Source organism: Acinetobacter sp. RRD8, from assembly GCF_031844225.1.
Classification (GTDB): Bacteria; Pseudomonadota; Gammaproteobacteria; order Pseudomonadales; family Moraxellaceae; genus Acinetobacter.
On the sequence record NZ_JAUZUU010000019.1, the window covers coordinates 23,608 to 45,280 of the forward strand.

General features: G+C 36.9%; 14 protein-coding genes and 1 pseudogene. 13 read left to right on the top strand and 2 right to left on the bottom strand.

What is annotated here, in order from left to right; translation table 11 throughout:
* Positions 1–27: 27 nt before the first annotated feature.
* Positions 28–2,694 carry a type VI secretion system ATPase TssH gene (tssH, locus tag Q9R24_RS13115; protein ID WP_311204659.1) on the bottom strand — a complete coding sequence of 889 codons (2,667 nt, stop codon included), beginning with the start codon at positions 2,692–2,694 and terminating at the stop codon, positions 28–30.
* A gap of 347 nt (positions 2,695–3,041) precedes the next feature.
* On the opposite strand from tssH, the gene Q9R24_RS13120 reads away from it, so the two are divergent.
* The 10 genes from Q9R24_RS13120 to Q9R24_RS13165 all read left to right on the top strand — a co-directional run bounded on the left by Q9R24_RS13120 (position 3,042) and on the right by Q9R24_RS13165 (position 15,856).
* A complete protein-coding gene (locus Q9R24_RS13120; RefSeq protein WP_311204660.1) occupies positions 3,042–3,725 on the top strand; it encodes a hypothetical protein in 684 nt (227 codons plus the stop codon).
* A 14-nt stretch (positions 3,726–3,739) separates the two neighbouring features.
* On the top strand, positions 3,740–4,249 hold the full coding sequence (gene tssB, locus Q9R24_RS13125; RefSeq protein WP_034438150.1) for a type VI secretion system contractile sheath small subunit: 510 nt from the start codon (positions 3,740–3,742) through the stop codon (positions 4,247–4,249).
* Positions 4,236–5,717 carry a type VI secretion system contractile sheath large subunit gene (gene tssC / locus Q9R24_RS13130; protein WP_311204661.1) on the top strand — a complete coding sequence of 494 codons (1,482 nt, stop codon included), beginning with the start codon at positions 4,236–4,238 and terminating at the stop codon, positions 5,715–5,717. The genes tssB and tssC overlap by 14 nt, the downstream gene beginning before the upstream one ends.
* A gap of 51 nt (positions 5,718–5,768) precedes the next feature.
* Complete coding sequence (locus tag Q9R24_RS13135; protein WP_005107016.1) at positions 5,769–6,272, top strand: type VI secretion system tube protein Hcp; 504 nt, start codon at positions 5,769–5,771, stop codon at positions 6,270–6,272.
* 77 nt (positions 6,273–6,349) lie between these two features.
* A complete protein-coding gene (gene tssE / locus Q9R24_RS13140) occupies positions 6,350–6,841 on the top strand; it encodes a type VI secretion system baseplate subunit TssE (protein ID WP_311204662.1) in 492 nt (163 codons plus the stop codon).
* Entirely contained in the window at positions 6,838–8,646 is a 1,809-nt protein-coding gene (tssF, locus tag Q9R24_RS13145; protein WP_114540706.1) for a type VI secretion system baseplate subunit TssF, read from the top strand. The genes tssE and tssF overlap by 4 nt, the downstream gene beginning before the upstream one ends.
* On the top strand, positions 8,610–9,605 hold the full coding sequence (gene tssG, locus Q9R24_RS13150; RefSeq protein WP_311204663.1) for a type VI secretion system baseplate subunit TssG: 996 nt from the start codon (positions 8,610–8,612) through the stop codon (positions 9,603–9,605). The genes tssF and tssG overlap by 37 nt, the downstream gene beginning before the upstream one ends.
* Positions 9,602–11,041, top strand: a complete 1,440-nt coding sequence (locus tag Q9R24_RS13155; RefSeq protein ID WP_311204664.1) for a hypothetical protein — start codon at positions 9,602–9,604, stop codon at positions 11,039–11,041. Before tssG ends, Q9R24_RS13155 begins: the two co-directional genes overlap by 4 nt.
* Before the next feature lie 34 nt (positions 11,042–11,075).
* On the top strand, positions 11,076–14,909 hold the full coding sequence (tssM, locus tag Q9R24_RS13160; RefSeq protein WP_311204665.1) for a type VI secretion system membrane subunit TssM: 3,834 nt from the start codon (positions 11,076–11,078) through the stop codon (positions 14,907–14,909).
* Between the two features lie 185 nt (positions 14,910–15,094).
* Positions 15,095–15,856: an OmpA family protein gene (locus Q9R24_RS13165; protein ID WP_404976607.1), complete on the top strand. Its 762-nt coding sequence runs from the start codon at positions 15,095–15,097 to the stop codon at positions 15,854–15,856.
* 117 nt (positions 15,857–15,973) lie between these two features.
* Here the strand turns inward: Q9R24_RS13165 and Q9R24_RS13170 are convergent, their stop codons facing one another.
* On the bottom strand, positions 15,974–17,314 hold the full coding sequence (locus Q9R24_RS13170; RefSeq protein WP_311215551.1) for an ISNCY-like element ISAba32 family transposase: 1,341 nt from the start codon (positions 17,312–17,314) through the stop codon (positions 15,974–15,976).
* A 253-nt stretch (positions 17,315–17,567) separates the two neighbouring features.
* Here Q9R24_RS13170 and Q9R24_RS13175 point away from each other — a divergent pair, with 253 nt between their 5' ends.
* From Q9R24_RS13175 to Q9R24_RS13185, 3 genes and pseudogenes are all read left to right on the top strand, one after another.
* Positions 17,568–18,881, top strand: a complete 1,314-nt coding sequence (locus tag Q9R24_RS13175) for a site-specific integrase (protein ID WP_311204668.1) — start codon at positions 17,568–17,570, stop codon at positions 18,879–18,881.
* 3 nt (positions 18,882–18,884) lie between these two features.
* Positions 18,885–20,429, top strand: a complete 1,545-nt coding sequence (locus Q9R24_RS13180) for a site-specific integrase (RefSeq protein ID WP_311204669.1) — start codon at positions 18,885–18,887, stop codon at positions 20,427–20,429.
* A pseudogene (locus Q9R24_RS13185) lies at positions 20,429–21,673 on the top strand (hypothetical protein); the annotation flags it as partial. The gene Q9R24_RS13180 and the pseudogene Q9R24_RS13185, both read left to right, overlap by 1 nt.

Sequence of the window (21,673 nt, forward strand, 5' to 3'; positions counted from 1 at the left end):
TTTGTTTTTATTTTTAGGTTACTTCAACTAGGCAGCATCTGCTTTATTGCTTTTAGAACGTACTTTTTGCGCTATTTTAACTTTCGGATCTACGCTATAAAAAATTTCATCATTCTTAATCTCAATGTGAATCAGTTTAGGAATCTTTCCCTCACTCATGGTTCTCAATATTTCTGTAGCCAAAGCAGGCAATACTGAAGCATTTAAAATATGATCAATATTGCGCGCACCACTATCAACCTCGGTACATCGGCTGAGTAGAAGTTCGAGCAAGTCCTCATTATAAGTAACCTGCGTGGCATATTGCTGCTGAATACGTTGGGTAATTTTCCCCAGTTTATGCTGAATGATCTGGATCAATAGCTCATCATGTAAAGGATAATAAGGCACAATTTGCATACGCCCTAAAAATGCCGGTTTAAATTGCTGATACAAACTTGGTTTGAACAGTTCAATTAAGCTTTTTGCATCCGGCCAGTTTTCGACGGGTTGATTTACACAAGCCTGCATAATGGCACTGGAGCCAACATTGGAGGCCAACAGGATTGTCGTATTTTTAAAATCAATTAGACGGCCTTCACCATCTTCCAGCATGCCTTTATCAAAGACCTGATAAAATAATTCCTGCACATCAGGATGAGCTTTTTCGATTTCATCTAATAAAACCACGCTATAAGGATTACGGCGTACCGCTTCAGTCAAAATGCCTCCTTGACCATAACCGACATAACCTGGAGGAGCACCTTTTAAGGAAGATACGGTATGAGCTTCCTGATATTCCGACATATTTATCGTGATCAGATGTGATTCTCCTCCATACAATTCTTGAGCCAAGGCTAGGGCAGTTTCAGTTTTCCCCACACCACTTGGGCCAAGCAATAAAAATACACCTTGCGGTTTATTCGGATCATCCAGTTTTGCTTTAGATGTCTTAATACCTTGGACCAGTTGATGCAAAGCAAAGTCCTGACCCATTACACGTTGCGATAATTTATCTTGTAATTTTAATACCTGTCGGATTTCATCATTCATCATTTTACCTACTGGAATTCCGGTCCAGTCAGAAATGATCTGATTAATCATAGGGACTGTTACACGTTCAAACACGAGTGGGTTATCAGCCTGAATCTGAGACAAACATCGCTGTAATACTTTAATTTTATTTTTATTTTCAATTTTTTTGGATTGAATCTGTAATAATTTTATTTCCTGAACCAATTGAAGTTCTTGCTGCCATTGCTGTTCTACCTGAGAAATCTCTTGTTCCAAATTTGAAATATTTTTTGATAATTCAATTAAAAGTGTCTGATGACACGGAAAATTTTGATGCTCCTGATTTAAAATCTCATGTTCTAGCCGAAAATTATGCAGTTGTGCCTGTAACTGTTCTAACTTTGCAGGTTGCGCATTCTGGCTCAAGGCAACCCGTGCCGCGGCTGTATCCAATACACTAATGGCCTTATCCGGTAATTTCCGTCCACTGATATAACGATGTGAATTACGCACCGCAGCAGTAATTGCTTCATCATCAATCTGCAACTGAAAATGCTGAGTCATGAGCGGAATCATGGCGCGCAACATATTAATTGCGACTTCTTCATTAGGTTCTTCTACCTTTATCACCTGAAAACGACGGCTGAGCGCAGCATCTTTTTCAAAATATTGTTTGTACTCCGCCCATGTAGTCGCGGCGATGGTACGCAGTTCTCCTCGTGCCAAAGCTGGTTTTAACAGATTGGCAGCATCATTCTGACCAGCCTGACCACCTGCACCAATCAGCGTATGGGCTTCATCAATAAACAAGATAACAGGATAACTGCAGGACTGAACTTCTCGAATAATTTGCTTCAGGCGATTCTCAAACTCACCTTTTACACTCGCACCTGCTTGTAATAAGCCCAGATCCAATACATGAAGTTCTACATTTTTGAGTACATCAGGTACTTGATTATTCACAATTTTCAGGGCTAATCCTTCTACCACAGCTGTCTTACCGACTCCCGGGTCGCCGGTGAGTATTGGATTGTTCTGACGACGGCGCATCAGGATATCCAGCATCAAACGGATTTCAAACTCACGACCGATCACCGGGTCGATTTGGCCTTGGCGTGCTTTTTCAGTTAGATTAATAGTGTATTGATCAAGTGCCGATGTTTTATTTAATTTTAGCTGTGCTTTAGGTGAATCTTCTTTTACCTTAGTAAGCTGAGAATAGCTCATATTTTCAATACTTTGCTCACAGAACTCTAAAAATCGGTGCTTCAAATGATCAATTGGAAGCTGCTCAAATAAAGTAGAAGCACGAATTGTCATTTGATATAGATCAGGCGCAGTGAGCAGGGCAACCAGTAGATGTCCGCTGCGGATCATCGGATTTTGCTCTGCTGAAGCCAAAAGCCAGGCATGTTCTAATACACGAATAATGGATTTGGCAAAGATAGGTGTACGAGAATTTCCTTTAGTCATTTGCTGAATACTCTGATTCAGATCATGGGTGAGATCATCTTCGGAAATTTCATATTTTTTGAGCAATAGTTTGAGATCATTCAAGTCTGGTTGCTGTAGCAACTCTAAGAAAAAATGCTCAATTTCGATTTCATAATTTTGCTGTGTGATGCAGAAATTCGCTGCCTTCTCAAGGCATAGGCGTGCATGTTCAGATAATTTTGTAATCAAAATTTTTAAATTACTCATATTTTTCTCTTTGAGAATATACAGCCTGATATTTTTGAAATTTATAGCTATATATTTCTTATTATTAAATTTATTTTTATTTATTTAGTTTTTTCTATGAGCGATGAGGATATTTTGGCTCAAGATTTTTGGCATATTCTACTCAAGTTTCTCCAAATGTCTGCATTCATTGGTCGGAATCTTACTATTTTTAAAATTACATAAAATATTTAACAAAAACGCATTTATGTATTGACTTTCTGTGATCATTTTTTGTTAAATCCGCAACTAGCTTTTTAAATTATAAAAACAGAAAAATCATTTTGATTATAAAAATATAAAACAATAACTAAAAATTGAGGCTTATTTTGAAAAATAATCTAGGTTTTATTGTATTGCTCATCTCAGGGATGGCGCAGCTATGTTTTGCTCAAATCCATGCAGCAGAATTAAAAAAATCATGTATCAAGAGCTATCCACAAGCAAAAAATGATACTGATTCAACTGTCATTGATTTATACCAGCAGTTGTGTGACAAGACAGCAAGAAAAAATATTCTGTTTCAGCAGCAGTTGTCTACCCAAATTGCCAAACGCTATGTTGAAGTAGGTGATCACCTGAAAGCACTCAATTTAATCGAGCAATTACATCAGCAAAATTATACTCATCAAGATTTAACTGATCTAGAATTCCTGGCAGGAGTCGGGATATCTTCCCAAAGTCTGGAACAGATGCGTAGTACAGAAGTCCGTGCCTTAAATGACTCTACCTATCCACAAGCCAAGTCGCTAAGTGAACATATTTATCTGGCACAGCCTGTAGCAAAATTTTCTGCATCTGCCTTAATGACAGCGCGGAACTCAAAAGTAAAACAGACTAAAAATAAACCAAATAGCCCAGTAAAACAAAACCTAAGTCAAAATAAAAATAAAGCATCGAAAAGCAACCTAAAAAATAATACGGCTGCTATCAGTAGTAAAAAAACAGAAAGTATCAGTACACGAACCCACACTCCTAGTACTAATCCATTTGGATCATTAAATAATAATTAATAAGGAAAATCATGATGGCTAAGCGTGAAAGTGTACAAAAAAAATTACAGCGTATTCGACCACCACGTGTGCAATTGACCTACGATGTTGAGGTCGGTGATGGCCGTGAAATTAAAGAATTACCCTTTGTGGTAGGGGTTTTGGGAGATTTTTCAGCAGCATCGGAACTTGAAAAAACCAAGCTCAAAGATAAAAAATTTATCAATGTAGACTTGGGAAATATTGATGAGGTGATGCAGTCTCTGGCGCCTCGTGCCAGTTTTCAGGTGGAAAATAGTTTGACTGAAGAGAGTGGCACAATATCAGTAGATTTGGTTTTTAATGCGATGGATGATTTTCGGCCAGAACAGGTAGTCCAACAAGTCGAACCTTTGCGAAAACTGGTAGAAGCACGAGAGCGTTTAACTGATTTACGCAATAAAATATCCAATAATGAACGTCTAGAAGGTTTACTGGATGATATTTTAAAAAATACCGACCAAATTCGTAAAATGAGTATGGAGGCAGACAATGAATCACTCTAATGCTGCAACTAGCACAGATATTGCTATTGAAGGATATTCAATTCTGGACTCTATTGTTGAACGTAGTCGAATTGCGCGTACTGAAGAGGAACATGGTCGTGCCAAGAGTCTGATTAGTGAACTGGCCAAGGAAGTCATGGCCGGTACAGTTATAGTTTCAGACAATATGACCTTGGCTTTAGATAAACGCATTGCAGAAATAGATGCGCTTATTTCTACCCAGCTGAGCAAGATCATGCATCATGAGCAGTTTCAAAAAGTCGAATCCACCTGGCGAGGGCTGTATTACTTTTGTAAGGAAACGCCCTCACACTCTTTAATCAAGATTCGGATGCTGAATACGACTAAAAAAGAACTGATTAAAGATTTTCAGAGTGCCAGTGACTTTGATCAAAGTACGCTATTTAAAAAAATCTATGAAGAAGAATATGGTTCATTTGGCGGTGCGCCTTATGCGACCCTGATTGGTGACTTTGAGTTTGATCGCACACCTTCAGACCTGTATTTGCTCGAACAGATTTCACATGTCGCAGCAGCGGCACATGCACCGTTTCTCTCAGCGGCAAGTCCTTCCATGTTCGGACTGGAAACTTTTACCGATATTGATCGCCCACGCGATGTGTCCAAAATTTTTGAAACAGCGGAATATGTGCAATGGCGTTCATTCCGGGAAAGTGATGATGCCCGTTATGTGGCATTGACCATTCCACGAGTATTAGGCCGTTTACCTTATCATCCTAAAGATGGCAATACGACAGCAGACTTTAACTATGTAGAAGAAGTTTCAGGTGAAAATCATAATGAATACCTGTGGATGAATGCCGCTTATGCTTTGGGCACACGTTTAACCAACGCCTTTGATATGCATGGTTGGTGTGCTGCGATTCGTGGGGTTGAGGGTGGCGGTTTGGTCGAAGGTCTGCCAGTGCATACCTTTAAAACCAATGATGGGGAAGTCATATTTAAATGCCCGACTGAAATTGCGATTACGGACCGTCGTGAAAAAGAACTCAGTGATCTTGGCTTTATTCCATTAGTACATTGTAAAAATACCGATTATGCTGCGTTCTTCGGCGCCCAATCTACCCAAAAACCAAAGAAATATAATAACGATATTGCCAATGCCAATTCTGCATTATCCAGTCAGATACAGTACATTATGGCAGTCTCACGAATCGCTCATTATTTAAAGGCAATGATGCGAGATAAGGTAGGAAGCTTTGCATCTGCAGGAAATGTCGAAGCATTTCTAAACGACTGGCTGTCTCAATATGTACTTTTGGATGACGGTGCTTCACAGGAAGCCAAAGCACAGTATCCACTGCGTGAAGCTTCGATAAAAGTTGTAGAAAATCCGGATGAACCTGGACACTACAAATCTGTGGTCTTTTTGAGACCGCATTTTCAGTTAGACGAGTTGTCTGTATCTTTACGACTGGTCACTGAGTTACCGCAGTCGAGTCATTAAGACCGCTGCTAAAATTATAATAATATTTATAAAAACAGGAAAATTATTAAAATGAAAGACATTTACATCCAGTTTCGTGGCAAATATAAAGTTGATGGTGAATCTCGTGATTCAGAACATAAAAGCTGGCTAGAAGCAAATTCCTGGTCGCACAACATTCGTCAGCCAAAATCTGCCACATCTTCCAGTGTAGGCGGTCATACCGCAGAACGAGTTGAACATTCCGACATGATTTTTATGAAAGATCTGGATGCAACCAGCCCAAAACTTTGGGAAGCTTGTTCGGCAGGTTATACCTTCGATGAGGTACAAATCGATTTTTATCGTGCTAATGGTGATAAACGCGTTAAATACCTGCAAATTAAATTAAAACATGTGCTGGTTTCTCAGGTCACTCCGACAGTAAATCAAGAAGGCGTTCCAACAGAAGCTTTTGGTTTGAAATATGCAGCAGTTGAGTGGACGTATAATCAGCAAGATATTAATGGTACACAAAAGGGTGCCGTGACCAAGAAATGGTCATTATCAAATAATACTGCTTCTTATGCAGCGTAATTTGACCTTTTTTAGAGGCTGGTCTTGATCAGCCTCTCTGATATTTATAAAAATAAATAAAATTAGACTATAACAATATGAATTTGGATCAGCTTTACCCTTACGGATTTAGAACAACATTATTTGACCGTCTATTACCTCAGGACATTCAATGTTCTCAAGGGCTTTCATTGCAGGCTTTAAGAGAGTCAGTGGCTGCCGATCTGGAAGATTTATTAAATAGCCGTATGGTTAATCTGGATGCGATGGTTAATGGTTATGATCAGGTCAAACGTTCAATTCTTCAATTTGGCATCATTGATTTTGTGGGGCTCTCAACAGCGAATCCAATGGAACGGGATAAAATCTGCCGCTCGATTGAACAGTCTATTCACGCGCACGAACCTCGTTTAAAGCAGGTTAAAGTCGAGATGCTGATGGATGAGCATAACAGGGGAAGTCTGTGTCTCAGTATTCATGCATTCTTAAATATTTATCCCCTATATGAACCGGTAATTTTTGACGCATTCCTCAAGCCTACTACGCAACAATACGTAATTTTGTCTAAAACATCAGCAGGTGTGCTGTGATCGAAGAATTATTACCTTATTATGAAAAGCAATTACAGGAATTTGGGCAACAATCACGAGAGTTTGCCAATAAATACCCAAAAATTGCCCAACGCCTTTCGTTGAATCAAGAGCAGATTGATGATCCGCATATCGAAAGACTGATTCAGGCATTTTCCCTGATTTCTGCCCGGATCGATAAGAAACTGCACGATAGTTATGAAGTATTTACACGTGCTATTTTTGAGGTGATGTTTCCACAGTACCTTAAACCTTTTCCAGCATGTTCAGTGGTCAGTTTTGACGATGCCATTAAAATCCGACAGCTTAAAAGTAGCCAGCAGATTCCCAAGCAAACTGTATTAAAATCAAAAAGTATCCGTGGGGTACAGTGTGAGTATCGTACGACAAACCAGGTTAATTTATTACCAATCGCCTTAAAATCTGTTAATTTTAAAACGCATGCTTCGACTCATGTTCATTTAAATCGAAATGCAACCTTGAGCTTTGGTTTTGAAATTTTTAACCAGCAGCAGCGACTGTTGGAACAACAAAAATTACCTATTTACCTGGATGCAATTTCCAGCTTTCCATTGCAAGTACTAGATTGTATTTTTAAGCCAGAGACTGGTTTTTCTGTAATAGTACAGAATCAAGAGATTGATATTCAAAATCCATTTGAACTAATGGGATTTACTGAAGCGGAAAGTGCGCTCCCAGTTGATCAACATACTCATCATGCCTATCGTTTATTAATCGAGTATTTTTGCTTTCCAGAAAAATTTAATTTTCTTAACCTCAATCTGAGTTTTTTAAGAGAATTAAATATAGAAACCGCAGAATTTGAGCTACACATTCATTTTAAAATAAATCTGAATGATCAAGCTATGATCAGAAATTATTCAGAATTAAATAGCGCTAATTTCAAATTATTTGCGACACCAGTTATAAATTTATTCCCTAAACAGGCTGAGCCACAAAAAATTGATCATCTGCGCCTGGAATATTCATTAATAAGTGATGTACATCATCCTGAATATTTTCAGGTATATGCGATCACCGAAATGAAGTTATTGAGAGAGAAACGCGAGAACAGTCAAAAAACTTATCCCGTATTACCTTTTTTTGCCATGAGTCATTATCATCAGGCTGATGCTCAATTTTATTATCACCTGTTGCCCGAGCAAAGTAATACCAAGCATACAGAACTGAAATATTCGATTATTTCCAAATCTTTAGAACCACAAAAAATTTCATCAGACTTTATCAGTATGCAGTTGTTATGCAGCAATCGGGATTTACCTTATGAAAGTTATAACAAAGATCAGAATAACTTATCTCTCAATGACAATAGTTTGGCACGTAAAGCCATATTATTAAAAAGACCCAATTTACCTTATTGTTTTGATCAAAAGCAGCAAGAACAGTGGCGAATTATCTCGCATTTATCATTGAATAATCTTTCTTTAATGAAAGCAAATGCAGTCAGTCACATTAAGGAATTACTTGAACTGTATAACTTGCCGCAATCCAAAGACAACCGGCTAATTATTAATTCAATTCAATCGATCCAGTTTTCTCTGAGCCAGAAGTTGCGTGAGCATAAACCATTTCCACTTTTTGTACGGGGTGTCAAAGTTGAAATCCAGATCGATCCAGAAGTCTTTAGAGGAGCCAGTCTGTATATCTTTGTGCAACTTTTAAATCATATTTTTAATTTGAAAGTTCAAATGAATAGTTATGTGGATATGCACGTCATAGATTCAAAGTCAAAACAGGAGTTATACCAATGCATACAGAATGTTGGTGGCAAAAGGCTTCTGTAGTTGATCGGCTCTTTCAGCAGCCGACCAGCTTTGAATTTATTCAAGCCACGCGATTATTAAGACATGCACCTGCACGGAACAGACATCAAGAATGGAGTAAATCATTTGAATTTATTAGTTCACTCAATCTTAATTTTCCAACTTCTGAAATTGAATCATTGCAATGTCAAGATCATAAAGTTCAGATGACCAATTTAATCGTGGGGTTGACTGGCGTACAGGGCGTATTGCCTTATATCTATACACATAAAATTAAACAGAGTACCGGGGCACACCGAGAAGAAAGCTTACACTTTCTCGGACTGTTTAATCATAAATTGTCTGCACAATATGTCGATGCCTGTCTGAATTATCATTTACCACTGCGTTATGAAATTGAGCATGAAAATCATTATCTAAACATGCTTCATGCTTTGAGTGGCTATAGCGGTCAACAACATGAACAGCAACCTATAGATGACTATTTTGCTGAGTTTTCAGGCTTGATGCAGGGGCAAAATAATACCCATTATGCGTTAAGCAGCATATTGTCTTGTATTTTTAAATATCAATTTAAGATTAATGAGTTTATTCCGGAAAGCTTTCAACTGGATGATCAGCAAAAAAGCGGTTTGGGAGCTTTGCAACCAGTTTTACTGGGAATCAACAGCTTCTGTGGAGAGACCATTCAGCAAATTGATGAAAAAATTGAAATCGTCATTGGTCCATTAAAACGTGAAGACTATATAAATTTTTTATCTGAAGGAATACATAGCGCCAAATTGAAACAGTTACTTCAAACCTGGTGTAGCCCGACCATGTTAGTGGATCTTCGGTTGATTCTAGACAAAGATGAATTATGCCCAGCCCAACTTGGAGAAGTACATTCGATGGGGCTAGCCAGAGGAGCTTTATTAATGCTGAATCCGGCAATCCACAATGCGGAAACCTGCTATAGCCTGATAGGAAAAATGTCATGATTAAGCGTATTATTCAGACTTTTATAGTTTTATCCGTTTTAAACAATGTTCTTGTCATTTATTACTGGCGAGATACTCAATACGATCCATCAAATATTGATTTCCTATTATATTTTGGCATTTTACCTTTGTTAATTTGCTTGTTGTTATTAACACCTTATTTTATTTATAAAGCTGTAAAATCCTATAAACAAAGACAGCAAGAACAAAAGGATAGGGCTCATAAATCTCTTCAAGCACAACAGCAAGAATTAGAAAATAAAGAAGAATTGGATCAAGCGATTGAGGATTACACGCTCAATATTTTTTCAGCTGCCGCTTGGCACAGTTTTGGCGAAAATGTAGAGATCTTGCAGCACATGAAGCAGTTCAAGAGTCCTGAGCTGGACTCAGAACTGCTAAATCGTTTTGGTCTACCTATATTGACATATCGCATTCATTCTGTGGACCGCTTACTTGAAGAAAACAGAACTAATGAAGAAATGCTTCCGACATTACGGGAACAACGAATTCAACAGTTGATTCAACAACAACTCCAACAGCATGAAGAAAGTCTGAGCTTAATTTCGGAACAGTTAAAACGTTCAGCACTATTTTATGATCACGAACTGGCTTATCAATATCGAATGCATCCGGGATGGATACAGGAAAACTACTGTGAAGATGAAGAAAATATTGCCTCTAATCCAACAGCAGCAAGTCGATTAAATAGGCTGAATCTGCATATTTTATTGGTGGATCATATGACTGGGGATTGGAGTGATCTCTATCAAGAGCAGCTTATAAGTCAAATTCAACAACAATATGCATTGCTGCCTGCCCAAATTCATATCGAGTTTCATTTCCTGTCTGCTGATCGTGCTTATTCAGCCTTACTAGATTTAGTACAGGAAATTTCAGGTCAATCATATGAGATCAGCTTGATCATTATGGCAGATTCTGAAATTGATCAGGATTATCTAGATCAGCAATTTTGGAAAAATGAAGACTATATTGCTGCGGAATATACAGCTAGCTGGTGTTTATCCCCACATGACTTGGAAGTTGAAGGTATGATGCCTTCACGAATATTGACTCTCAGCAAGCACGTCACTGACCTGTATGCATATTTGGGTCAGCATCATGTTAATCTATCCTCTCAGATGGAACAGGCATATCCTTTTTTAGTGTTATTAGACGACACTACCCAACCTAAAATAATGAAAAAAATACAAGAAAAATTTACGAATATTGATTTTGAGCCAGAACCTACCATTTATCCTCAAAGCTATTTGGGGCATACCCAATATTTGGCAGCAGTTTTCGCAGCAATGTTGTCATCACATTTATACTGCAATGTCGTTACAATAAGCTACAGCACACAACAAGAATCAAGCTATTTATGTTTTAAAAATAAAGAAAGTGATCAACTGAATGAAATCTCATTAGTAGCCTAACTATTTATAAAAATTAAAGAAAAAAGGGATAAAAGTGAATACATTATTTTATACAGTCTTGGGGCATGTCTGGCAGTACCTTAGTAACCCTAAAACAATGATGGCCTTATCCTTTTTAGTGGTCATTCTTTCCATAAAAAATACGGTTTCTGATCGTATTTCCTGGATATTGCTGACGGTCTATGTTGCCATATTAATAGGCTGGGGGATTTATACACTTATCCGGCGTTATCGGCATGCTAAAAAGGGCAAAGAAATCGCAACCGTCTTATCTCAAAGTTCCACAGCTGAAAGCAAATACAATAATAAAGAAGAACTTCAGCTGATCAGTCAGCAAGTCAAACAATCTATTCAGCTGATTCGTAAGTCAAAATTAGGCGATCGTAAGGGTCACGCGGCACTGTATGAACTTCCTTGGTATATGGTCATCGGTAAGCCGGCGGCTGGGAAAAGCTCGGCGATTTATCATTCTGGTTTGCGGTTTCCTTTTGAAGCAACTCACCAGAAAATGGTCTCTGCTGGACTCAGCGGAACACAAAACTGTGACTGGTTTTTTTCAACTCAGGGTATTTTACTGGATACAGCCGGACGCTATTCAGTCTATCCGGAGGACCATTCTGAATGGTTAGGCTTTTTAAATATTCTCAAGAAAAATCGTTCTAAAGTGCCAGTGAATGGTCTTATTGTGATCGTAAGTATCGCTGAGCTGGTCAACCAGAGTCCGGAGAAATCTCTACAACTGGCCAAGAACCTGCGTGCCCGTATCCAAGACCTGACTGAACGTCTAGAAGTTTTTGCGCCAGTCTATCTGGTATTCTCCAAGATGGACCTGATTGCCGGCTTCACGGATTTTTTTGATTGTTATCATGGACAAGAATTGGATCAGGTTTGGGGTGCAACTTTGGCTTATCAACCAGACTCGAGTGCAAATGCTGTTCAGCTATTTGAAAAGCATTATGGCATTTTATATGAGGGCCTGAAAAATGTAAGTATGACCCATTTAACCCGTCGGCATTCACAGCATATTTCACCCAGTGTAATGACCTTTCCATTGGAATTTAAGAGTCTCAAACCGGTATTAAGAACCTTTATCTTCACTTTATTCCAAGACAATCCTTATCAGTTTAAACCGGTTTTTCGTGGATTTTATTTTACCAGCGCCTTACAGGAAGGCTCCATTGAAAGTCCAATGACAGAACAGATTGCTGAGGACTTTCATCTGATCCGTAGCGATAATCATGATCTTGGCCTGTCTAAAGAGTCTGTATCACAGAATCATGGTTATTTTCTGAAAGGTTTATTTTCTGAAGTGATCCTTAAAGATAAAAATCTGGTGAAGCAGCATATTAATCCGGCACGAAAACGCCGACGCTTTATGGCTTTTACTGGTGCTTTACTTACTGTGTCGATGGTGTTGAGTCTGTGGGTGTGGTCTTATCGAAATAATCAGCAATTACTGGCCGAAGTTCAGGCGGACTTAAATAAGGTCGTACAGATACAGAAACCGTCAGGAACTGAGCTGGCCACGCAAATCGATGCATTATTAATTTTGCAAGCTCATCTGCAACAGTTAGATCAATTTGATCAGAAGCGTCCATTCAAATACAGTTTTGGTCTATATCAAGGACAACAGATCAGGGAGAAACTGCAAGCTGAATATCTGAAAGGAATTGAGCAATTAGTATTGCAGCCCAGCCAGCAAAATATTGCAGAATATCTACAACGGGTAAAAAGCAATGCAGCAGTTCTTAAAGAAAATCATATTCATGTGCAAATTAATCCGACTGCACAAGTTCAGCAACTCGCATTAGAACCATCTGACCAAAATCCGCAAGATGCTTATAATGCACTTAAAACATATCTGATGTTGAGTAACCGTAAATCTATAGATTCCAGTCATCTCAGCGATCAGTTGACACGTTTTTGGCGGACTTGGCTGGATCAGCATCGTGGTCAGCTGCCACGTGCTGAAATGCTGCAAAAGGCCGAGCAGTTACTTAGCTATGCCATGACACTGACAGATTCGAGTTCATTTCCCCAGCTGGATTCCGATACTGTTCTGGTTGAACAGACTCGCCAGGTTTTAACCGCGATGATGACCGGAGTGTCTGCACGAGATCGTGTATATAACAAAATTAAAATGCGGGCTTTGGTACGTTTTCCTGCATTAACGATCAAACAGATGGTCGGGGAGAATGCTCAGACAACCATGTTGGGAAGTTATGCCTTACCCGGTTTTTATAGCTATCAAGCCTGGAACGAATATGTACAACCTGCCATAGAAACCGCGGCGCAAAGCCCAACTGAAAGTAAAGATTGGGTACTTAATACATCACAGTCTGATGATTTGAGTTTTAGTGGCAGTCCTGAACAAATTCGACGCCAGCTGACTGAAATGTATAAAAAAGAATATATCAGCGAATGGCGTAAATTCTTGGGTGCCATTTATTATGCCAAGGCCGGTGACTTTAATCAGCAAACATATCAGATAGATATTCTTGGCGAACCAGAAAACTCACCGATTCGTAAAGTCATACAACGGGTAGCGCAAGAAACCAGCTGGGATAATCCAATGGTACAAGCTGAGTTGGCGGTTCCACAAAAAGGTTTTATTGCCTGGTTTAAACGCAAGATATTGCAACGTCATGATGGCAAGTTGGCACAGAATTCTGCATCGACTTTCTCTCAGGGGATGATTGCCAAAGACTTTCAGATCTTCTACCAGATTGTACGTACACGAGATGATTTGCAGAACCGGTCGCTGCTGGATGAGTATATGCAATCTCTGACCAAGATACGGAGTCGCTTTAATGATCTAAAAAGTTCTGGAGATATTGGTCCGGCGAGCATGATGCTCCTTAAGCAGACCGTTGATGAGCAGAATTCTATCTTTAATATCACTCAAAAGTTTGTGGATGAGAAAATGTCGGTAGGAACCCATGAGCTGGATCAACAGCTGATTAAAAAGTTGTTTAGTGTTCCTCTCACACGTTCCTTTGAAAGTCTGATGCTTCCGGCACAAGCTGAAATGAACGAACTCTGGCTAATACAGGCCTATCAACCATTTAATGCAAATTTATCGCAAAAATATCCGTTTAGCAGTCAAGGTAGCTTACAGGCAACCTCTCAAGAAATTAATCAGATTTTTGGTGAAAATGGCAGTATTTCCCGTTTTGTCAAAGAGCATCTTGATCCCTTAGTGATCCGTCGTGGCTATAGCTTAAGCTCGAAAACCTGGCAAGATTTAGGGCTTAATCTAAATCCTGTGTTTGTTGCAAACTTTCAAAATTATGTCGCGCCTGTGAATGGTATGGCAACTGGTGAGTTAAATAATACCAGTCGTCAGGCAGTGAGACCCAATCAATCTAATTTCCAGTTTTACCCACTGGAACAGGCTCATTTATTGGCTTATACCATTGATATTGATGGACAAAGAATGCTATTTGAAAACGGAATTCAACAATGGGTGAATTTTATCTGGCCAAATTCCGGCGCAATTCCAGGCGCACGGATCACGGTGATTGATTTGGAAGGGAAGACCCATACCATTTTTGATGAGCCTGGGGAATATGGAATCAATCGTTTGATTGATAGTGCTCAGCGTACACAAAAAGGCAATATTTTTGAGATGGTCTGGCGCAGTAAAGAGAATCCTGAACTATTTGTGAAGACCAATTTTCGTTTGGTGAGTGGAAATAATGCAAGTTCTATCGGAAGTAATCCAAGTTATAGCAATTTACAGTTGGTGGATCAGGTTGTTTCGAATAAAGCAGTAAGAGTGGTCGCAGCACAGAATACGACGATGTCAGGAAAAACAGCTCAGATAACTAAGACGACTGCTGCAAACACAGGAACTTTAGCGCCATGATACTCATCAATCATATTGTAAATGGATCACGTGGGTGAATTGATATGAATTAAAAACAACCAATTTTAGTGTAGAAAATAATTCAAGGTTGGCGGTACTAGAATAGTCTTTAACTGAGAGTCAGATAAGCCTGACTCAAAGCATTAAATTAATTAAATAAACATTTATAGAAGCATAAAATGAAAATAAAAAATAAATACTTAAAGTTAAATAAAATCATTATTTTATTCTGTTTTTTAATTGGTTTTAATGTGCATGCACAACCTGTAATTGCTGAAGGTAATGTACCGAATAACAGTAGTAAGCAAGCTATTTTGGCGAAATTGTATTCAATTTATGGTCAGAAAAATGTGATAGATCGCATTCAGATTCGTCAAGTAGTAGCACCAACGGATTGGTCAAATATAGTCACTGATGTGATTAATGAAGACCTTAAAAAGGTTAAACACGGAATGTTAACAATTAAAGGTTCTGATATTCAGCTAACGGGTAAAGTATCAAATTCTTATGAAATTCATGATACTACAGAAATATTTAAGGGTTTAACACCCGAAAATTACCGTTTAAATGCACAGCTTTCAGTCAATCAGGCAGAACAGAAGATTATTGATGCTGCATTAAAGAACCGGATTATTGAATTTGAATCTGGCAGTGCAATATTAGCAACTTCAGGTATACAGATACTGGATGAAATGGTCAGTGCCTTAAATAGAGTTAGCGGAAAAAAGATACGGATTATTGGACATACGGATAGTTCAGGCGATACTAATAAAAATCTCATGTTGAGTCAGCAACGTGCAGAAGCAGTAAAAGCTTATTTAATCGCAAAAAATCTTCCAGCGCATTTACTGAGTACTGAAGGTTCAGGTTCAAGTAAACCTGTAGCGGATAATGCAACAGCTGAGGGTCGTAAGAGAAATCGTCGGATTGAATTTGAAGTGCTTTAACGTTTAAGTTGCTTGAGCAGCTATAAGTATATGGTGAATGACCTGTATGAGTATATTAATAGTTGTTAGAACCCATTTAAAGTGTCTATGCGATAAACCATTTAAAATGTCCTGTTTTTAACCACAAGAGTCAAGCACAGGATTTAACTTTCTTTGTTCAATAACAGCTTTCTGAGCTTTACGACTCGGCATACTTTTCTTGAGACGGGAACGTTTATTCTGTTTTTCCAACTCTTCATGCTGTTGCTGAATATGTGCCAGAACTGTACCTAACCGTTTATTCTCAACGATCTCATTCTGCTGTAGCCCAGCTAATTTATTGAAAATGCTGTAGTTGAGCTTTCGTCCCTCGTGCATGAGGGCCACAGTCCCATCCGGGTACTCCAGAAATGAAATATATTGCCCAACAAGCTTATGATTCAGCTCTATCGGTTCAAGCAGATAAATACATTTGTCATAGGTCAGGGTCAGATTCTTGGTGACCTTACGCGGTTCCTGCCAGGTAAAAATATCATCCAGTTCAAGATGAGATTCGGTTAATGGCCGATGTAAATTCTTTGAGTTTCGCGCACACTTGGCAAACTTCTGATTGAAATGCTCAATAAAGCAGGGCAGCCAGGCATTTGCCTCGGCAATTGAACAGATACCTTCTAGGCGCATTTCCTTGATCAGGCGATCCTGGAGTGTTCTATTGGCACGTTCCACACGGCCTTTGGCCTGGGGTGAGTTGGCGAAGATAATATCAATATTTAACTCATTCAGAATCCGCCCAAATTGCGTGATCTGGCTATCTTGGCTCGATTTCTGATTCACTCGGAATACCGAGTGTTTATCGCTATAAAACGCTAAAGGCTTGCCGTATTGCTCAATGTAGGCTCGGGTTGAAAGCATATAATCAAAGGTCGTTTCAGCCTCACAAAAGCGCAGATGCAACAGCTTTCCAGTGGCGTCATCGATATAAACCAGCAAGCAGCATTTGGAAGCTCGACCTTCAAACCAGTTATGATATGAGCCATCGATCTGGATCAGCTCACCGAAGCAATCACGGTTGTATCGAGGCTGATATGGACGTTTCAGGCGCTTGGATCGCGGAATCCAGAGGTCATTTGCAGTCATCCAGCGACGAACCGTTTCTACCGGGATATGCAGGCCAAACATGCTGCTGAGCTTCTCATGAGCCAATGTAGGACCAAAGCCAAGTAAATGTTCAGAATCAGAAATAATGGAAAGACATTCTGATTTTAACAGGACGTCATGGCGACGATGACCCGGTTGACCACGACTGGCATGTGCCATACCTGAGACACCATCTTGATTGAGCTTCTGCAATAACCGGGTAATTTGACGGGTGGAAAGATTCAGGATTTCAGCAGCACGGACCTGGGTAATACGATGATCTCTAACGTCTTGCAGAACTGCAAGACGTTGAATTTCTTTATCAGACATAGTGATCAGCATCTATATTTTATATCTAGTCCATGGTGATAAAAACCATCATAAACCAGACATTTTTATTGGTGAGAATATAGACATTTTGAATGGGTTCTAACAATAGTATTTCGTATAATGTATATTATGTTAAATTACGTTCACTATATAAAAACTTCATAAACCCTGTTATATCAATAGCTAATCAATAGTTTACAGAAATTTATACTTAATACAAAAAAGTGATATGTTGAAAGTAACATTACTTCAGAAACTTCATATCATGTTTAAAGTAGAACTTATTCAATTGCAAAAAAAGGTTTCGAATAAAAAACAAATCCATGTTCTTTTTGATGAAACTACATCCTTGCCATGTCTTTATCCATTTTTATTCTTGAAAGATGAGCTAAGGTTTCAAAGTCTTTCGACACAGTATGCAGATCTATCTGCTCTAAAACTCTGGTATTTGTTTTGGTATCAAAAATATAAAACTAGTTTTTGTCTCTCCTTCTATAAATTAAGAAATTATGAAACATACCTTACTGAGTTAGAGAACTTTATAATTTTCTTAGAGCAAAAATATAAGCTAGAAAAAAATATCTTTTACATAGGTGCAGATGAATCGATAGATTATGGTCGAATTTCAGCCAACCTTAGTTCTATAAAAAAATTTTTAATCTATATCATCCCTAAGTATTTTCAGTTCTCAGAATTTGAAAATAATATTATTTCCAAAGAGGAATTAAAAGAACGTATTGATAATATTAATAAAAAATTAGGCAATATTTCAAAAAACAATCCAAAAGACAATAATAATAAATTTATTTATAAGAGTATGAATTCTGAAATGATAAAAAAAATGCTAGAAATTATTAATCCAAGTATGGAAAATAATAAAAATCCATTTCATAATAAAGAATATCGCTTTAGGAATTACTTAATAGTGTATTTGATTTATAATTATGGTCTTCGTGTTGGTGAGCTGATGTTACTAACAACCTCATCTTTCAAAAAATCTATTATAACACTAAATAATCCTAAAGAAGAAACTGGTAGATATAGTTTAATAGTAATAAACTCTGAGGATGATTATGATAATCGCAGAAGATCCCCAAATATAAAAAATGAAGACTCTAAGCGTATTATTAATTTAGAAATTGATGATTATGAATTAATTAAGTTATATATTGATAAAATAAGGAAAAATACAAATACAGATATCTTATTTACAACACTAAATAGTAATAAACCATTGAGTTACGCAGCTATCTATAAATTATTTGAACAAATAGATTCAAAAATGAAAGAAATGGTTCCTCATTATTTTAGTGATGAATACTTTGATGCAATTGATAAGATAACACCTCATGTTTTGCGTCATACCTGGGCTTATATGACACTTTCATACTATTACAATAAATACTTAGCAGATAAAAAGGAAATAAGTAACCCATTAGAGTTGGCAGAGAATGAATTAAGAGAATTAGGTGGTTGGTCTCTGAAAAGTGAAATGCCGTTACATTACGGTAGAAGATTTTTAGTCGAGATTGCTAATTTTCGAAATCTTGAACGTATACGAAAAAATAGGCAAGGATAATATATGCAATTAGGTTTGAAGATTGAAGATAATCAAAATAATGTAAATATTTTTAATGAATCTGATTCAATAATTGTGAATAATCTATACTTTCCTGAAAGATTAGTCTTTATTAGGGCTAGTAAATATGATAGTAAATTTTTATTAACTAAAAATGATTTATGGGATATAAATTATTCTGGTAAAAAATTTTCAATTTGTTTTGATAAATTGGCTAACAATGAAAAGAGGTTGTGTAAATATTTATTGTCTTATTATGTACAAATTAATACTCCATCTAAATTGGATGGTATTTTTAATGCTTACTTGTATTTTGTTAATTATTTTAAATCAAATTATTTAAAAATTAATTTTAGGGATTCAAAAAAACTTTTAATTAAATGTGCAAGTAGTAGTTATTATTATGAAATAAAATTCTTTATAAAAATTCTATTTGTCGAAGGTTTTTCTGGATTTAATTTGAATGAAGAGTATCAACTAGAGTTGATAGATAGGCCAAAAAAAAATAATTTTTTATATTATGAAAATAAGCTGGATGCTATAGACTTCCCTATTATCAATATGATTAATCAGGGTTTCACTAATTTAGTTTTAAATTGTAAAAAGCATCATGAGATTGATAATGAAGATTTAAAGCAAACAGTGATTTTAGGGCTTCACTATGCTACAGGACTTAGACCTGTCCAGGTTTCGAAGCTCAGTGTTAAAGACTTTAAACAAGATACGCACTCTACAGATTGTTCTTATGATAAGTTCAGCTTACTTATTCCTTACGCTAAGCAATCACGTGTAATGCACGAAAAAATTGCCGTAAAGTTACCCGAAGAAATTGCTGAATTATTAAAGATATATATTGATAAATTTGACTTAAAGTCTGCTGATAAGATGTTTGATTTAGGTGATAATGCAGCTAAATATTGTCTAAAATCAATCAATAATCAGTTATTTAACTTCTCTCCCAGAACTTATCAGTTAGCTGTAATCAATAAAGAACTTATACCACATAAAATTACCTTTAATGACTTTCGTCATCACGTTGGTCATAGCCTAGCAATGTCTGGTGCGAGTCCAGAAGAAATAGCTTATATCTTAGGGCATTCTTCATTGGTAGCAGCTAGACATTATATTTACTCTTCACCCGAATTAGCTGAAATAAGAGCCCAAGCTTTAGGAACTAATCAATTATATCAACAAATGATTTCGATGCTTCTTACAGGAAGATTGGTTTATAAAAATGAATGGACAGGCAAAAAGGTTCTAGGGAATTTGTCGAATAAATTACATTTAAACATCGGTGGCTGTGCTTATTCAGATAAATGCTTCTTACAGCCAGTTCGAAATTGTTACGGTTGTATGTATTTTCATCCATTCATAGATGGTAATCATCTAGAAGTTCGAAACTGTATACAAAAAGAAATCAATGATTTAGTTAGAATTTCTGACGAATTAGGTGTTTCTAGAAATCCTGTTATTCAAGTGCATGAAGCTACAAAATTTGAAATTGATTCTGTTATTAACCGCTGTACTTATTTTAAGGATGAAATCTAATGAAATCTAAAAACTATAATAAATTTATAACTGAGCAGAAAGAATACTTTAATGAACATCTTAAAAATAACTTTCAGCAAACTTGGGATGATTCTATCTGGTATGGTGGAATACATGGCTCTGGATGGTTAAGTAGTAGAACAAACAGGATCGATTTCAATTTCAGTGAAATCAGAAGAATGAAAGGATTGGACGATATTGAGATTGATGAAATATACCAAGAGTTTATTAAAGCATTTCTCATCGTAAGTTACAGAAACTCTAACCAGAGTGCTTCACCTCAAAAATTAAAGGCTGAATATTTAATTTTGAAACGATGGTACAGCGCGTTAAAGTTAATAAATCTAGAGAAAAATTTGAAGGTTCATCCATGTTTTTTGTCTACAGAAATACTTTATAAGGCTTTTGAGATTTTAAAGGAAAATTCTAGTCCAATTAATTTGCCAGACCATATAGGTAGTATGATTAGAATTCAAAATCTTTTAAATAATTATAACTTTACTGAAGGAGATCTTGAGTTTGATGTAAAAGCAAAATATCAAAATAGACAAAACAGAACACCAAAAACACGAATAATTCAAAAGGCTTTTGAGGGTGAGAAAATTGATGAAGATGAAATTGATAGCAGCAAACTCATCAGTATAAGAACATTTATAAATATTATTTCTTTGATATCTTTATGTGAAACGAAAGGCGAAAAAATACTTCTGCATCTCCTACTTCTTTTGATTGTGACAGGCTTTCGATCAACGGAAGCAATTTTGTTAAGGACAGATGCCTTAATAAAAAAACCTATTCTAGATCCTTTAAATTCTACTAATGTGGAAATTGACGGTATTCAACAGTATTTGGTAGGAATTCAATATTACGGTGCTAAAGGTGCAGGTTTTAGAGTACATTGGGTTGAGCCACTGGCTGCTAAACTAGTAGAAATGATTTTTTCTAATGTATTAGAGTTGACTAAGGAATCAAGAAGTTACTTATCCTATCTTAGATCTAAAAATGTGAAAGATTTTCTTCCAGAGGCGTTAGACAAAATAAAAGAAGACTTTCTCGAAATTGATCAATTGATTGATACGTGCTTTGGTGTCCCTGAGAAAACACGAGGTAATCCTGAAAAAAGAACACTTATAATTAAAACCTTAGCAAAATCAAATGTACCAATTTATAAAGCTGATAAATTTAAACAAAGAATCAATAGATACTACTTAAAAAAAGACATCAATAATTTTATTAAAAGCTTA

Bases quoted from the DNA above. Each gene is read 5' to 3' on its own strand.
- tssH (WP_311204659.1), bottom strand. From the start codon at position 2,694: ATGAGTAATTTAAAAATTTTGATTACAAAATTATCTGAACATGCACGC.
- tssB (WP_034438150.1), top strand. From the start codon at position 3,740: ATGGCTAAGCGTGAAAGTGTACAAAAAAAATTACAGCGTATTCGACCA.
- tssC (WP_311204661.1), top strand. From the start codon at position 4,236: ATGAATCACTCTAATGCTGCAACTAGCACAGATATTGCTATTGAAGGA.
- Q9R24_RS13135 (WP_005107016.1), top strand. From the start codon at position 5,769: ATGAAAGACATTTACATCCAGTTTCGTGGCAAATATAAAGTTGATGGT.
- tssE (WP_311204662.1), top strand. From the start codon at position 6,350: ATGAATTTGGATCAGCTTTACCCTTACGGATTTAGAACAACATTATTT.
- tssG (WP_311204663.1), top strand. From the start codon at position 8,610: ATGCATACAGAATGTTGGTGGCAAAAGGCTTCTGTAGTTGATCGGCTC.
- Q9R24_RS13155 (WP_311204664.1), top strand. From the start codon at position 9,602: ATGATTAAGCGTATTATTCAGACTTTTATAGTTTTATCCGTTTTAAAC.
- Q9R24_RS13170 (WP_311215551.1), bottom strand. From the start codon at position 17,314: ATGCTGATCACTATGTCTGATAAAGAAATTCAACGTCTTGCAGTTCTG.
- Q9R24_RS13175 (WP_311204668.1), top strand. From the start codon at position 17,568: ATGTTTAAAGTAGAACTTATTCAATTGCAAAAAAAGGTTTCGAATAAA.
- Q9R24_RS13180 (WP_311204669.1), top strand. From the start codon at position 18,885: ATGCAATTAGGTTTGAAGATTGAAGATAATCAAAATAATGTAAATATT.